Genomic DNA, 13,555 nt, shown 5'->3' with positions numbered 1-13,555 from the left:
AATTTTTCATTTGTAAAGACTTTTTATTGAAAAAAAATATTATTTTGCACACTTTTTGCTAACAATAACCCTTGCAGGTCTAAGAAGTCGGTCATGAAGTTTGTATCCTCTTTGATACATTTGGCACACCATACCTTCCTCCATATCCTCTCGTTCTTCTTGGGCCATTGCTTCATGAATATTTGGATCAAATTTTTCACCAACTTCTCCTACAGGGATTAGACCATATTTTTTAAGCACGTCTCTGAACATTTTTAGGGTCATTTCTATGCCTTCAGTTAAACTCGCACATTCATTTTGTTTTTGAGAGTGGCTTAGAGCCAGTTCCAGGTTATCTATAATTGGTAAAAGGTCTTCCAATAGAGTAGAAGTGGCAAATTTACAAAACTCTTCCTTTTCTCTAGCTAAGCGTTTTTTTAAGTTTTCTGCATCAGCCAAAGTTCTTAATACCAACTCCTCTTTTTCTTTTAGCTGAGCACATTCAGGACATATTTTTTCTTCGCATAGTTTTTTTAGTTCTTCGTTACTTAAAGAAATTTCTTTGTCTTTGTCTTGTTTCTCTTGTGTTTTTTTAGAAGAGATGTCCTGTTTTTGAGATTTTTCTTTTTTACTCATATGTCCTCCGTTTTATACTTATCTTAATAGAATTCTTGAAATATTTCAGTAAGCACTTTGGATATTAAGTCAACACGTGGAATAATTTTAGGATAGTTCATATAGATAGGACCTATTACACTTACTACACCATAAGCTTCATCTTTTATGGAATAAGGGCATGATACAACACTATAGTCTTCTAATGATTCTAGATCTTCTTCTCCGATTAATATACTTAATCCATTTTCTTCTATTGTTTTATCTAATATTTCTAGAAGTCTAGATTTTTCTTCTAAAAAATGAAATAATTCTTTCATTGTTTGAATATCTTTTATTTGTTCTTTATCCAATATATTGATAGTACCTTCTACAAAAACTTTACGATTGTTATCATCAAATGTTTTTTGTGCTACCTGCATAGCTTTTTGATAAAGATTTTCAAATTTAGCATGTGCTTGTTGCATTTCTTCTAGTATTTTTTGTCTTACAATATAAAGAGGTAAACCTTTAAATTTTTCATTTAAAAAATTACTAAATTTGATTAAATCATCTTTAGTGATATCTTTATTAACTTGAATGATTTTATTTTGAACAAGTCCTTCTTCTAGAACTAAAATGGATAAAACTAAACCAGGTTTTATCCACATAAAATCTATTTGTTTCCAATGAGTTAATTTTTTTTGAGGAGACAAGACCAAACTTACTTGTTCTGAGACAGAGGATAAAAGTTTACTCGCGCTACTTAAAGTTTTTTCAAGGTCGGGCATATTTTGTTTTAATTTATTTTCAATTTGTTTTTTTTCTTGATGACTAAAAGGAGCAGGAGTAAATAGTTTTGTTATATATAATCGAATTGCTTTTCCTGTAGGAACTCGACCCGCAGAAGTATGAGGTTGTCTGAGGTATCCTTTTTCAGATAAGTCTGCCATGATATTTCGAATAGAAGCAGCACTTAAATTAAGAGTAGAACGTTTTGCTACTGTACGAGAGCCTATAGGATTTTTGGTTTTGAGAAAATTTATTACAATGGTATTTAATACTTCTTGTTCTCTTGGTGTTAACATGGTTTTGTCCTTTTGAGGCTTACGTTGATAGTTTATAGGTAAATACAAAACTAATTATGAGAAATTTAGGTGTCAAGCAAGAGGGAAAATGACATATAGAAAATTTTTACTGAATAAAAAGTTAAAAGTGAAAAGAATAAAGATATTCTCTTAATGCTTGAACCCACGGGCGAGGAGTTATTCCTGTTTGTTCTGTGAATTTTTTTGTGCTTAAAACCGAATAGGTTGGTCTTTTAGCAGTTTGGGGGAATTCATGAGAGGAGATAGGAATAATTTTACATTGTAGGCCTAAACAATGTACAGCTTCTTGAGCAAGTTCGCACCACGATGCTTGACCTGAATTTACTATATGAAAAATTCCTGTTGCATTGGTATTTACAAGTTGAAGAGAATATTTTGCCAAATCATAAGTATAGGTAGGAGATCCAACTTGATCGTGAACTACATTTAAAGTTTGTTTTTCTTTAGCAAGATTTAAAATTTTACTTACAAAATTAACTTTTCCTTGACCAAAAAGCCAAGCAGTTCTGATAATTAAAAGTTTTAGATTTGTTATTTCCAAAAGATTTTTTTCTCCTTCCAGCTTTGTTTTCCCATATATGTTTAGAGGACAAGGAGGATCTGTTGGTTCATACGGAGACTCTTTCTGCCCATTAAATACAAAGTCTGTGCTATAGTGAATTAGATAAATACCTAGTTCTTTACATACATTGCCTAAAATTACAGGAAATGTTCTATTTAATTCTATTGCTTTTTTTTGTTCTTGTTCTGCTTTGTCTACCTGAGTATAAGCAATGGTATTAAAAACATAAGAAATATGGTGTTTTTGAATAAAATTTTTAAGTTCTTCAGAGGAAAATATATTAAATTTATTTTTAGCTGGAGAAATTGCTTCCCACTTGTTTTTATTTAAGATATCTGTAATTGCTTGACCTAATAAACCTGTTTGTCCACCTAAAATAAGAGCTATTTTATTTTCCATACCACTTTTCCATAAATTTTAAGTATTCTCCAGATTGAACTTGTTGTATCCATTGAATATTATTTTGATACCATTTTAAAGTTTTTTCTAGCCCTTGTTCAAAATTAACACTTGGCTTAAAACCAAGTGTTTTTTGGGCATAGCTGAAATCCATGGCATAACGAAAATCATGGCCTGGTCTATCTTGGACAAATTTAATAAGCGAGTAGGGTTTCCCCAAAAAATCTAGAATAGCTTTTACTACCTCAATATTTTGTTTTTCTGCATTGCCACCTAAGTTGTAAATTTCTCCAGGTACTCCTTTTTTAAGGGCAAGATCAATACCTTTACAGTGATCTTTGACAAAAATCCAATCTCTTATATTGGTCCCTTTTCCATAGATAGGAATAGGTTGATTGTGAATTGCTTTTAGAAATGCAAGAGGAATTAATTTTTCTGGGAATTGATAAGGACCATAATTATTAGAACATCGAGTAATGATAACTGGCAAGTTATAGGTTTTAAAATAGCTCCTACATAATAGGTCTGCACTTGCTTTAGAGGCAGAATATGGACTATTGGGAAGTAAGTGAGTATCTTCTGTAAATTTGCCGTTTTTGCCGAGAGAACCATATACTTCATCTGTAGAAATATGAATAAATTTTTTTATTTGAACTTGTTTAGCACATTCTAATAAGTTTTGAGTACCTAAAACATTTGTTTGCACAAAAGGATAGGGATTGTTTATCGACCTGTCCACATGAGATTCTGCTGCAAAATTGATAATAATTTCTATTTCATATTTTTTTAAAATAGTTAAAACAAGCTCTTTATCTACAATATCTCCATGGATAAAAAAATATTTTTTCCCACCCCATTTTTTTTGAATAGGTTCTAGATTGATTAAATTTCCCGCATAAGTTAGTTTATCTAAGTTTATAACAGTAATATCAGGATAGTGTTCAAATAAGTAATATATATAATTGGTGCCAATAAATCCTGCACCACCTGTAATTAAGATTTTCATCTTAAGCTCCAAAAAAATAATTGCTCCTTTTAACTGAGACAATTATTGTATTTCTGTCAAGTTATGAAAATGGGTAAAAGAATATTTGGATAAAAGTAATCTATTTTTTAAATTATTTTAGTTGGTTAAGGAGTCTATATGAATATTTTATGTTTGGATATTGGAAGTGGAACTCAAGATGTTCTTTATTTTCAAGAGGGAGTAGAAATAGAAAATTGTCCTAAGTTCATTTTGCCTTCTCCTGCTATGCAAATAGCTACTCAAATTCGAAATTTGACTGCCAAGCAAAAGGATATATTTCTTTATGGTAAAAATATGGGAGGAGGATATAAGTTTGCTTTATTTGAACATTTAAAAGCAGGTTTTAAAGTTTTTGTGGCTAAAGATGCATACTTTTCTTTAGCTGATGATTTAGAAAAAGTTAAAAAAATGGGGATAGAGATTGTAGAGAACCCTCCAAAGGGTGCAGCACCGATTTATCTCACAGACTTTTCTCCTAGTTTTTGGCAGACGTTTTTAAATGTCTTAAACTTAGATTATCCAGATATTATTTTAGCTTGTGCTCAAGACCATGGATTTTTCCCTCACAAAAGTAATAGAAAAGGAAGATTCGAACTGTGGGAAAAATTTATTTCTCAAAATAATAATATTTATTCCTTATTATATGATTTTCCTCCTATTGAATTAAATAGACTATTTTCTTTGAGACAAAGTATAGGACAAGGTCTGGTGGCGGATACAGGAGTCTGTGCTATTTTAGGTGCAATGTTTGATTCTAAAGTAGAAGAATTGCAAGAGCAGCAAGGTATTTGTATTGTCAATATAGGTAATAGCCATGTTTTGGGGTTTTTAGTGTATAAAAGTGAAGTATATGGTGTCTATGAGCATCATACAAGATTAAGAACAGGTGAACAAATTTGGGAAGATATTCAGTTATTTAAAAAGGGAAAATTAAAGAATGAGGATGTATTTTCTTCTAATGGGCATGGATGTGTGCTTATAGATTTGCCTGTAAATTTTGGTCCTATTTTTGTTCTTGGTCCTAGAAGATCTAAGCTGTCCCAGTTTGATGTGGAGTTTTTATGTCCTGGCGGAGATATGATGTTAGCTGGATGTTTTGGACTTTTAAAAGGATTTCAACATATAAACAGGGGATAAAAAATGGAAACATATGTTATTGTGAGACCAGAACATTTAAATCATCATGGCTATCTTTTTGGTGGAATGATGTTAAAATGGGTGGATGAATTCGCATGGCTAGCAGCTTCTAAAGAATTTACAGGATGTAGAATGGTAACTATTGCTATGGATGAGATTCAATTTAAAAAACCTGTAGTAAATGGTTCTATTTTGCGTTTTGATATTAAATTATATAAACAGCACAATACATCAGCAACATATCAAGTAAATGTATATGCTGATGCACCTGGTGCAACAGAAGAGATATTGGTTTTTAATACAAAAGTGACTTTTGTAAGGGTTAATGAGCAAGGTAAAAAAATACCCTTACCTAAAAAGAATGGAGATTAATATGGAGAAAATAGGTGTTGCTTTAGGTGCTGGTGCTGCTAGAGGATGGGCTCATATAGGGGTTTTAAAAGCTCTTCAGGAATCTGAATTAAAAATAAACTGGGTAGCTGGGACAAGTATAGGGGCATTAGTAGGAGCTGTTTATGCTGCAGGAAAAATAGACGATTTTGCTAAAGATATTTTAAAAATGGATTGGAAGCGCGTATTATCTATGGTAGATTTAGTTTTCCCAAGAAATGGTTTAATTGATGGAAGAAAGGTTGTTGATTTTCTAAAACAATATTTGCCATCTAAAATAGAAGAATTGCAGATTCCTTTTGCTGCTGTAAGCACAGACTTATATACAGGAGAAGAAATTGTTTTAAAAACAGGCTCTACTATAGAAGCTGTTAGAGCCAGTATAGCTGTCCCTGCTATTTTCACACCTGTCATAAAAAATAAAAAATGTCTTGTAGATGGAGGATTAGTTAATCCTGTTCCTGTGAATGTGGTAAAATCTTTAGGTGCTAAAAAAGTGCTTGCTGTAGATTTAAATTATAGACGCAAAAAAAATAAGAAAGCTCAAATAGAGATTAAATTATTAAATAATAAAAAAGATAGTGAGTGGTTAGAAAAGATTTCTAAAAAGGTGAAAAATAAACTGTCCAAAATAGAAATACCTTTGTTAGAAGAAGTCAAATCTTGGATGACCAAGGCAGAGGATATACCTCATATTTTTGAGATAATGCATACTTCAATTACTGTGATGGAAGAAAGGCTTACGAATATTCTTTTTGAAGTTTGTCCTCCTGACTTTTTAATTAGACCTTCTTTGGGAAGTATAGGCTTTATGGATTTTCATAAAGGCAAAGAAGGGATAGAAATGGGTTACTTAGAAACTAAAAAATTATTAAAATCACTTAATATTGATAAAATTTAATACCAGATTAAAATAGATTACTTTTTTATTTTTCCCAGAATTAATTTTCTATAATTAACTCGCTACTTATTGTTTTATCTTCTATATATATTTCTTTGTCAGTTTTGTTTATAATTTTAACTTTATCCTTAAAAATAATGTTTTTACCAAAGAATATATTGCCATAAATTTCTATTTGTGAACAATTTTGTATTTTAACGGGATAAGGAAATCGTTTCTCAAAATCATGTAGATTTTTGTAAAATTTTGGATCCAAAATAATTTTGGGAAGGCAATCTTGAGTATTGCGTAAAGTAATGTTTTTGTCTTGATCTAAGTTATAACAATTAGAACGAATTAAAAGTAAATCCGAAGTTGTTTTTACAGGAGAGAATCTATTTCTGGGAACATTAATAGCTTCAGCAAAGTCAAAGGCAGAAATAGCTGAACCAATAGCTGTTTCAAGTTGGTAGACTAGAGGAGAAGAAGAATCTGCTGAGTCAATATGTTTTTCATTAATAATTAGGTCAAGGGGCATTAATTTATGGCGTAAAAATATTTTTTTAATTTGTTTTAAGTCTAACCATAAAGAATTAGTATTGAAAAAAGAGTAGAGTTTGATATTTTGGAACTCGGATAGTTCATTTGATGGACATTGAGCAAGTTCTCTTAAGGCAAGACGATAGTTTTTTAATAATCTACATAAATGTCCGCCCTTTTTATCCACATGTGTTCTTTCTGTTACCTCCATAATAAATGAAAGCTCTTCCTTGGCCAAATACCCAAGAATGCCTAAGTCTAATTTAGCTCCTAAATTGTCACAGTTGGATATAAAAGCATACTGATATCCTTTATCAAGTAAAATATCTAATAGTCGAGTAGTAAATAAAGCTGTATAAAAATCTCCATGTCCTGGGGGGTTCCATTCTAATTGAGGGTCGTTAGACCACTTAGCTGGAGAAAGGTCTTTTTTAAAAATTCGAGGGAATTTGTTTTGGACAAAGGATGAAGGAATTCCCTCTGTATTTAAGTTTTTTTCTAGAAATTTCATTGTAGCTTCATGAGTATAAAAGCTATTCATAAAAATAAGAGGAATGTTTTGTTTATGTTTAGAGCGAAGTATTTCTATTTGTTCTATGCTTAATTCTAAGAAGTTTTTATTATTTTTTACAGGAATAAGTCCTTTGGGTTTTTTTAAACCCATTGTTGTGCCTAATCCGCCATTTAATTTAAAAACAACTAATTTTTTTAGGACTTTTTTCCCCACAGACGTATACTTTGAGACCTGCTTTAAAGTTTTTAACTCATCTTTTTTTAAAGGAAGGATTTCTTTTTTAGTTAATTTGCCTTGGCTTCCAAATAAAAGTTGGGAAAAATAACACTTGAATAGATTGATAACAATAGGAGGTATACCTTGACTTTCCATTTTTAAAGCAAATGGTTTAAAATAAGATAAAAGTTCTGTATCTGTATTAGTAATGCAATCTATACTTGAGGTCATATTATCTCCTTATTCCATATTTAAAGGTTGTCCTGTAGAGGACAATACTGCACTCCAGTAATTAGAATTAGGATTTAACTTTCTTCTTTTTTGAGTAACTATTGAAATAGGTAAATAAATATATCTATCTTGTAGTCTACTGACAAGCATATTTGTTTTTCCACTCATTCCTGCATGTACTGCATGTTGTCCTAAGAAACCGCAATATACTCGATCATTTGCATTAGCTGGAATTGAACGAATAATATAACTCGGATCTATAAATTTTAAAGTATAGGGTATATTTTTACTTGTAAAGTATTTTTTTATTTCTTCTCTTAATACTGCACAAATATCTCCTAATTTTTTATTACCTGAAGCATCTGTTCCTAAATTGTCAAATAAATCTTGTCCTGCTCCTTCTGCTACAACAACTACAGCATGACCTCGGGATAAAATTCTTTTTTCTAGATGACTAAGAAAACCATTTTCCCCATGAATATTAAACGGAACTTCAGGAATTAAGACAAAATTTACTTCTTTTAAAGCTAATGTGGCTTGGGCTGCAATAAATCCAGACTCTCTGCCCATTAACTTTACCATTCCAATTCCATTTGGAGCTCCAATGGCTTCAGTATGGGCACAACGGATGGCCTCTGTTGCCTTTTCTACAGCAGTATCAAAGCCAAAAGTTTGAGAAACTAAGTAAATGTCATTGTCTATGGTCTTAGGGATTCCAATTACACTCAATTTAAGTTTGCGTTTTTTGATTTCTTTGTAGATAGCCCTAGCTGCTTTCATTGTACCATCGCCACCAATCATAAAAAGAATATTAATGTTTAATCTTTCTAAACTATCTACAATTTCTTCTGGGGATTGGTGTCCTCTAGATGAGCCAAGTATTGTTCCACCAAATTCATGAATATTGCTCACAGTAGATGGATCTAATTCTACAAGGGGGTGTCCGTATTTGGGGATAAGTCCTTGTAAGCCGTAACGGATTCCTACAACTGAGGCGACGTTATAATTATGATAACACGTCATTACAATAGAACGAATTACATCATTGATTCCAGGGCAAAGTCCACCACAAGTCACAATTGCGCACTTTGTTTTAGGTGGATCAAAATATAGAAGTTGGCGCGGACCTGCTTCTTCACATACAATAGAGTATGGTCCCTGGTCATTTTCATCTAATAGTTCTTTGGGAATAGGAAGGGTTAGAGTATTTTTTTCATTAATAAAACGACAAGTTTTTAAGGGCGAATGAATTTTTGCTTGGCCTAAAGTTTCTACTAAGGTATTTAATTTTTTCTTTAAACTCATTGTAACTTATCCCCCTTTGTATGTGTTTAACAAAATTTTTTTTATCTTATTAGTAAAATTATTATTAAGCTTTTTTTAAAAAAAGAGCAAGTAAGTGATTATTTTAAAGGTTTAAAAAATTTGCTTAAAATATTTTAGTTGACAGCTTTATAAGGGTGTTTATCTACACTACTAATAACTAATAAATGAATAAAGTTAGGGAGTTTAAAAATGGCTAAGTTAGTTTTAAATCCATGGCTAGAGATTCAAAATATGCGGGATGAAATTTTACGGTTGATGGATGAAGTGGAAAGTAAAGGAGAAGAGAAAAGCGAATGTGCCTTGTGGAAACCCAAGACAGATATTTATGAAACAGAAGAATTTTTTGTTTTAGAAATAGAGCTTCCTGGCATTGCGGAAGAAAAAATTGAGGTAGAGATAAAGGGAAGAGAGTTACGTATTTATGGTGAACGTAGGTTGGAAAAAGATGTATGTGGCAGTGAATATCATCTTTTAGAGCGTTCCTATGGGCCTTTTGCTAGAAAATTTATTGTTCCAGAATATGTAGATACGAGAGAAATTAGCGCTAAACTTCAAAAAGGTATTTTAGTAATTAGTCTTTTGAAAAAGAAACATATATCTAAGAATATCAAAATTAATATAGAGGAGGGATAATAGCATCTATGATTAGTAATCAAATTAAGACTTTTATATTTCTTGCTTTTTTAACTGCTATTATTTTGTTTTTTGGAAGAGCATTAGGTGGAGAGCAAGGATTGATTATAGCTTTTATTTTAGCTCTTATGATGAATATCGGTAGTTATTGGTTTAGTGATAAGATTGTGTTGGCAATGTATCAGGCAAGAGAAGTGAGCGAACAAGAGGCTCCTTTTTTACATCAAATAGTAGAAGAATTAGCGAGAAAAGCAGGTATTCCAAAACCAAAGATTTATATTTTACCTCAGGATGTTCCCAATGCCTTTGCTACGGGCAGAAATCCAAATACTGGGGTAGTTGCTGTAACAGAAGGTATTTTAAAAATTTTATCTCAAGAAGAGTTAAAAGGTGTTTTAGCCCATGAAATTGGTCATATAAAAAATCGAGATATTTTAATTCAGACAATTGCCGCTACTTTGGCAGGTGTAATTATGTTTGTTGCTAGTATGGTAAGATGGGCAGTTATTTTTGGTTTTGGAAGAAGTGATGAGGAAGATGGAGGAAATCCACTATTAGCCTTAGTGATGGCAATAGTAGCTCCTATAGCTGCTATGTTGATTCAATTGGCAATTTCTCGTTCAAGAGAATATCTTGCAGATGAAACAGGAGCTGCTTTGTGTGGAAATCCTGAATATTTGGCCTCAGCTTTAGAAAAATTAGACGCCTATTCTCGTCATATGGGTGCTGCACAAGTTAGCCCAGCCACAGCCCATATGTTTATTGTAAATCCTCTTCGTGGAGAAAGTTTAATGGCTTTATTTAGTACCCATCCTCCAATTCAAGAAAGAATAAGAAGGCTTAGAGAGATGAGGTATAGTTTTTAAGTTAGTATGAATTTTTTATAGAGGTAGGATATGCTAAAAAAGATAGGGATTTTAATAGGGATATTTTTTGCCTTTTTAGATGTTTGTGTTTTTGCTCAACCAGGCATTGAATTAAGAAAAAATCTTATAGTAAGAGCAGTTGAACATGTTTCTCCTAGTGTAGTAAATATTTATACACAAAAAATAATAGAGCAAGAAATAAATCCATTTTCTTCTATTTTTGGATTTTCTTTTTTTGATGATTTTTTCCCTCCAGATTTTAAACAAAAATTTGTTCAAAAAAGTTTAGGCTCAGGATTTATTATCGACCACGTAAGCCGTTATGTTTTAACTAATGCTCATGTTATAGAAGGAGCTTATCAGATAACAGTAAAATTATTAGATGGTCGAGAATATAAGGCAGAACTTGTTGGTTCTGATCCAGATTTTGATCTAGCTATTTTAAAAATTCAGGGTAAGGGCAAGTTGCCTGTAGCTAGGCTTGGTACTTCTAAAGACTTGATGATAGGAGAGACAGTTATTGCTATTGGGAATCCTTATGGTTTTGGTCATACTGTAACCACAGGGGTTGTTTCTGCTTTAAAAAGGACAATTAAAACATCTCAGGGATTATTTACAGACTTTATTCAAACAGATGCAGCTATTAATCCAGGTAATAGTGGAGGGCCGTTAGTAAATATTTTAGGAGAGGTAATAGGTATTAATACAGCTATTTATAAGGAGGCCCAAGGAATAGGCTTTGCCATTCCGATAGACAAGGCTAAAAATGTGCAAAAAGATTTAGTAGTAAGAGGATATGTTCAACCTGTTTGGCTGGGCATAATGGCTCAAGATGTTACCCCCGAGATTGCCTCTTATTTGGGGCTAAAGCAAGCTAAAGGTGTTTTGGTTACAGAAATTTTTCCAAATACACCTGGTTTTAAAATTGGCTTAAAACCTGGAGATGTATTAGTTAGAATTAATAACTACGAGATAGGCGATAAAGATGAGTATATTGATTTATTAAAAAATTTTACCTCTAAAGACGAGATTAGGTTATGGATTTGGCATAAGAGAAAAATAATAAAACAAAAACTTTTTTTAAGCCCTCTTACTTCCTCTACGTGTTTAGAGTTAATGAGAAAAAGATGGGGAATAGAAGTTAAAGATAGAAGAGGGAAAAAAGGTGTCGTGGTTACAAAAGTTTACTCTCGTACTCCTGCCTTTCTTTTAGGACTTCATCCCGGGGATTTAATTATAAAGGTTGGAGGAATAGCGGTAAATAGCGTAAAACAAATGGCAATGCTTTTTAGCAGGCTGAGATTAAAAAATAGAGTTTTATTTTTAGTAGTTAGGGATGGACAGGGATATTATGTACACTTAAGAATCTAAATGTTTCATATAGAAGAGTGGCTAGTTGTTACTTTTTTAAGAAAATGACTTGATTTTAAAATTTTTTTACTTTCTTAATTATTTTAAAGTTAAAGTAGTCTAAAGCTGCGGCTTTCTCTTGTTAATATTTTCCCAAATTATCTTGACGATAAACCCAGGCTAGTTTAATAAGCCTTTCAATCGGTATGAATGAAAGGAGATAGTAACTTTTATGAAATTTTATTCTTTACTTAAAGAAAAGAAAAAAACGATTTTAAATCATTGGTTCGAAGATTTGCTTTCTAGCTATCCACCTGAATCTGCGCAATTTTTCAAATCTAATCTAAATAAATTTACCAATCCTGTAGGCAATACCTTTCGTTTAAATCTAGAAAGAATTTTTGATGAACTTTTAAAAGAAAAAAGTTCCAAAGAACTTTTGGATTGGGTAGATGGAATTGTACGTATTCGTTCTTTGCAAGAGTTTTCCCCGTCTTTAGCTCTTAATTTTGTGTTTTCTTTAAAAAGAGTGGTTTGGGATATTCTTAAAAAAGATATAAAGAAGCAAAATCTTTATGAGGAATACAACCAGTTTGTGCAAAAGACAGATGAATTGGTTGGGTTAGCTTTTGATCTTTATATGCAGTGTAGAGAAAAAGTATGGAGTCAAAAGGCTAATTATATGAATTCGAGGGTGCATAGGCTCTTGGAAAGAGCTGGACTTATAAAAGAGGTAGGGGAGTTGTAAAAAAATAAAACTTAAAGAGGGGTATTGGTAGATGAAAGCGATTTATTCACTCTTCTTGGTCTTTGGATTGGTGTTAATTGCCCTATTAGGGGCAGGAGCATTGGGCCTCCATTATTTATTTGGGGTGGTTATACCCTATGTGGCCGTGCTCTTTTTTATTGTAGGTTTTGTGTTGAGGGTTGTTAAATGGGGCAAGTCTCCTGTTCCTTTTAGAATTCCTACAACAGCGGGTCAGGAATTTTCTTTGCCCTGGATAAAGCAAAATAAAATTGACAACCCTTCTACCACGTGGGGCGTTATTTTACGTATGTTTTTTGAAGTGGTCACTTTTAGATCTCTTTTTCGTAATACTAAAGTTGAGCTCTACGATGGTCCAAAACTTGCCTATGCATCTTCTAAATGGTTGTGGTTGTTTGCTTTGATGTTTCATTATTCATTTTTAACTATTTTTGTTCGTCATATGAGGTTCTTTACTGAGCCTGTTCCTTTTATTTTTCAGGCTCTAGATAAGGTTGACGGGATGCTTCAAATTGGAGCTCCTCACATTTATATGACAGATGTAGTTATTTTGGTTGCTTTAGGGTATCTTTTATTAAGAAGACTAGTGGTGCCTAAAATTCGCTATATTTCCTTACCAGCAGATTATTTTCCTTTGTTCTTAATTTTTGGGATTGTAATATCAGGTATTTTAATGCGCTATTTTGTAAAAACTGATGTGATTGGTATTAAGCAACTTACAATGGGGTTGGTTACTTTAAAGCCAACTATTCCTGAAGGTGTAAGTGCAATTTTTTATATTCACGTGTTTTTGGTTTCAGTATTGCTTGTATATTTTCCTTTAAGTAAACTTATGCATATGGGTGGAGTTTTCTTAAGCCCCACACGAAATTTAGCTAATAATAACAGGATGAAAAGGCATATTAATCCTTGGAATTATCCTGTTAAGGTTCATACTTATGAAGCTTATGAAGATGAATTTAGAGAAAAAATGGTTGAGGCTGGGTTACCTGTAGAAAAACCTTTAGAACAACAGCCAGCTGAAAGTAAGGAGTAG

The 13,555-nt window shown here is 32.1% G+C and carries 14 protein-coding genes; 8 read left to right on the top strand and 6 right to left on the bottom strand.

What is annotated here, in order from left to right:
- Nucleotides 1-39 precede the first annotated feature (39 nt).
- The 4 genes from grpE to rfbB all read right to left on the bottom strand — a co-directional run bounded on the left by grpE (nt 40) and on the right by rfbB (nt 3,649).
- On the bottom strand, nt 40-615 hold the full coding sequence (grpE, locus tag BLP60_RS04740; RefSeq protein ID WP_092064239.1) for a nucleotide exchange factor GrpE: 576 nt from the start codon (nt 613-615) through the stop codon (nt 40-42).
- 23 nt (nt 616-638) lie between these two features.
- Nucleotides 639-1,661, bottom strand: a complete 1,023-nt coding sequence (gene hrcA / locus BLP60_RS04735) for a heat-inducible transcriptional repressor HrcA (RefSeq protein ID WP_092064236.1) — start codon at nt 1,659-1,661, stop codon at nt 639-641.
- A 121-nt stretch (nt 1,662-1,782) separates the two neighbouring features.
- Complete coding sequence (gene rfbD / locus BLP60_RS04730) at nt 1,783-2,643, bottom strand: dTDP-4-dehydrorhamnose reductase (RefSeq protein WP_092064233.1); 861 nt, start codon at nt 2,641-2,643, stop codon at nt 1,783-1,785.
- Entirely contained in the window at nt 2,633-3,649 is a 1,017-nt protein-coding gene (gene rfbB / locus BLP60_RS04725; RefSeq protein WP_092064230.1) for a dTDP-glucose 4,6-dehydratase, read from the bottom strand. Before rfbB ends, rfbD begins: the two co-directional genes overlap by 11 nt.
- Before the next feature lie 138 nt (nt 3,650-3,787).
- Between rfbB and BLP60_RS04720 the strand changes: the two genes are divergently transcribed.
- The 3 genes from BLP60_RS04720 to BLP60_RS04710 are packed head-to-tail and all read left to right on the top strand — an operon-like array spanning nt 3,788 to nt 6,098.
- Nucleotides 3,788-4,807 carry a DUF1786 domain-containing protein gene (locus BLP60_RS04720; protein ID WP_092064227.1) on the top strand — a complete coding sequence of 340 codons (1,020 nt, stop codon included), beginning with the start codon at nt 3,788-3,790 and terminating at the stop codon, nt 4,805-4,807.
- Between the two features lie 3 nt (nt 4,808-4,810).
- A complete protein-coding gene (locus BLP60_RS04715; protein ID WP_092064224.1) occupies nt 4,811-5,179 on the top strand; it encodes an acyl-CoA thioesterase in 369 nt (122 codons plus the stop codon).
- A 1-nt stretch (nt 5,180) separates the two neighbouring features.
- Complete coding sequence (locus BLP60_RS04710; protein WP_200779107.1) at nt 5,181-6,098, top strand: patatin-like phospholipase family protein; 918 nt, start codon at nt 5,181-5,183, stop codon at nt 6,096-6,098.
- Between the two features lie 40 nt (nt 6,099-6,138).
- Here BLP60_RS04710 and BLP60_RS04705 read toward each other — a convergent pair whose 3' ends face one another.
- Nucleotides 6,139-7,578, bottom strand: coding sequence for a UTP--glucose-1-phosphate uridylyltransferase (locus tag BLP60_RS04705; RefSeq protein ID WP_092064218.1), 1,440 nt, complete (start codon nt 7,576-7,578; stop codon nt 6,139-6,141).
- Nucleotides 7,579-7,587: 9 nt separating this feature from the next.
- Nucleotides 7,588-8,883, bottom strand: coding sequence for an ATP-dependent 6-phosphofructokinase (locus BLP60_RS04700; RefSeq protein ID WP_092064215.1), 1,296 nt, complete (start codon nt 8,881-8,883; stop codon nt 7,588-7,590).
- Nucleotides 8,884-9,093: 210 nt separating this feature from the next.
- Here BLP60_RS04700 and BLP60_RS04695 point away from each other — a divergent pair, with 210 nt between their 5' ends.
- The 5 genes from BLP60_RS04695 (at nt 9,094) to dsrM (ending at nt 13,555) form a co-directional block, all read left to right on the top strand.
- Complete coding sequence (locus BLP60_RS04695; RefSeq protein WP_092064212.1) at nt 9,094-9,537, top strand: Hsp20/alpha crystallin family protein; 444 nt, start codon at nt 9,094-9,096, stop codon at nt 9,535-9,537.
- An 11-nt stretch (nt 9,538-9,548) separates the two neighbouring features.
- Complete coding sequence (gene htpX, locus BLP60_RS04690; RefSeq protein WP_092064586.1) at nt 9,549-10,403, top strand: zinc metalloprotease HtpX; 855 nt, start codon at nt 9,549-9,551, stop codon at nt 10,401-10,403.
- Nucleotides 10,404-10,433: 30 nt separating this feature from the next.
- A complete protein-coding gene (locus tag BLP60_RS04685) occupies nt 10,434-11,774 on the top strand; it encodes a trypsin-like peptidase domain-containing protein (protein ID WP_092064209.1) in 1,341 nt (446 codons plus the stop codon).
- 211 nt (nt 11,775-11,985) lie between these two features.
- Nucleotides 11,986-12,501, top strand: coding sequence for an RsbRD N-terminal domain-containing protein (locus tag BLP60_RS04680; RefSeq protein ID WP_092064206.1), 516 nt, complete (start codon nt 11,986-11,988; stop codon nt 12,499-12,501).
- Between the two features lie 31 nt (nt 12,502-12,532).
- Nucleotides 12,533-13,555 carry a sulfate reduction electron transfer complex DsrMKJOP subunit DsrM gene (gene dsrM / locus BLP60_RS04675; RefSeq protein WP_092064203.1) on the top strand — a complete coding sequence of 341 codons (1,023 nt, stop codon included), beginning with the start codon at nt 12,533-12,535 and terminating at the stop codon, nt 13,553-13,555.

It is taken from the genome of Desulfonauticus submarinus (assembly GCF_900104045.1).
Taxonomy (GTDB): domain Bacteria; phylum Desulfobacterota; class Desulfovibrionia; order Desulfovibrionales; family Desulfonatronovibrionaceae; genus Desulfonauticus; species Desulfonauticus submarinus.
Note: the sequence above shows the minus strand (reverse complement) of the source record. Positions and strands in the feature narration are given on the sequence as shown.

What these genes read in the sequence shown, in the direction of transcription:
- grpE (WP_092064239.1), bottom strand. Translation starts at nt 615, where the DNA reads ATGAGTAAAAAAGAAAAATCTCAAAAACAGGACATCTCTTCTAAAAAA.
- hrcA (WP_092064236.1), bottom strand. Translation starts at nt 1,661, where the DNA reads ATGTTAACACCAAGAGAACAAGAAGTATTAAATACCATTGTAATAAAT.
- rfbD (WP_092064233.1), bottom strand. Translation starts at nt 2,643, where the DNA reads ATGGAAAATAAAATAGCTCTTATTTTAGGTGGACAAACAGGTTTATTA.
- rfbB (WP_092064230.1), bottom strand. Translation starts at nt 3,649, where the DNA reads ATGAAAATCTTAATTACAGGTGGTGCAGGATTTATTGGCACCAATTAT.
- BLP60_RS04720 (WP_092064227.1), top strand. Translation starts at nt 3,788, where the DNA reads ATGAATATTTTATGTTTGGATATTGGAAGTGGAACTCAAGATGTTCTT.
- BLP60_RS04715 (WP_092064224.1), top strand. Translation starts at nt 4,811, where the DNA reads ATGGAAACATATGTTATTGTGAGACCAGAACATTTAAATCATCATGGC.
- BLP60_RS04710 (WP_200779107.1), top strand. Translation starts at nt 5,181, where the DNA reads ATGGAGAAAATAGGTGTTGCTTTAGGTGCTGGTGCTGCTAGAGGATGG.
- BLP60_RS04705 (WP_092064218.1), bottom strand. Translation starts at nt 7,578, where the DNA reads ATGACCTCAAGTATAGATTGCATTACTAATACAGATACAGAACTTTTA.
- BLP60_RS04700 (WP_092064215.1), bottom strand. Translation starts at nt 8,883, where the DNA reads ATGAGTTTAAAGAAAAAATTAAATACCTTAGTAGAAACTTTAGGCCAA.
- BLP60_RS04695 (WP_092064212.1), top strand. Translation starts at nt 9,094, where the DNA reads ATGGCTAAGTTAGTTTTAAATCCATGGCTAGAGATTCAAAATATGCGG.
- BLP60_RS04685 (WP_092064209.1), top strand. Translation starts at nt 10,434, where the DNA reads ATGCTAAAAAAGATAGGGATTTTAATAGGGATATTTTTTGCCTTTTTA.
- BLP60_RS04680 (WP_092064206.1), top strand. Translation starts at nt 11,986, where the DNA reads ATGAAATTTTATTCTTTACTTAAAGAAAAGAAAAAAACGATTTTAAAT.
- dsrM (WP_092064203.1), top strand. Translation starts at nt 12,533, where the DNA reads ATGAAAGCGATTTATTCACTCTTCTTGGTCTTTGGATTGGTGTTAATT.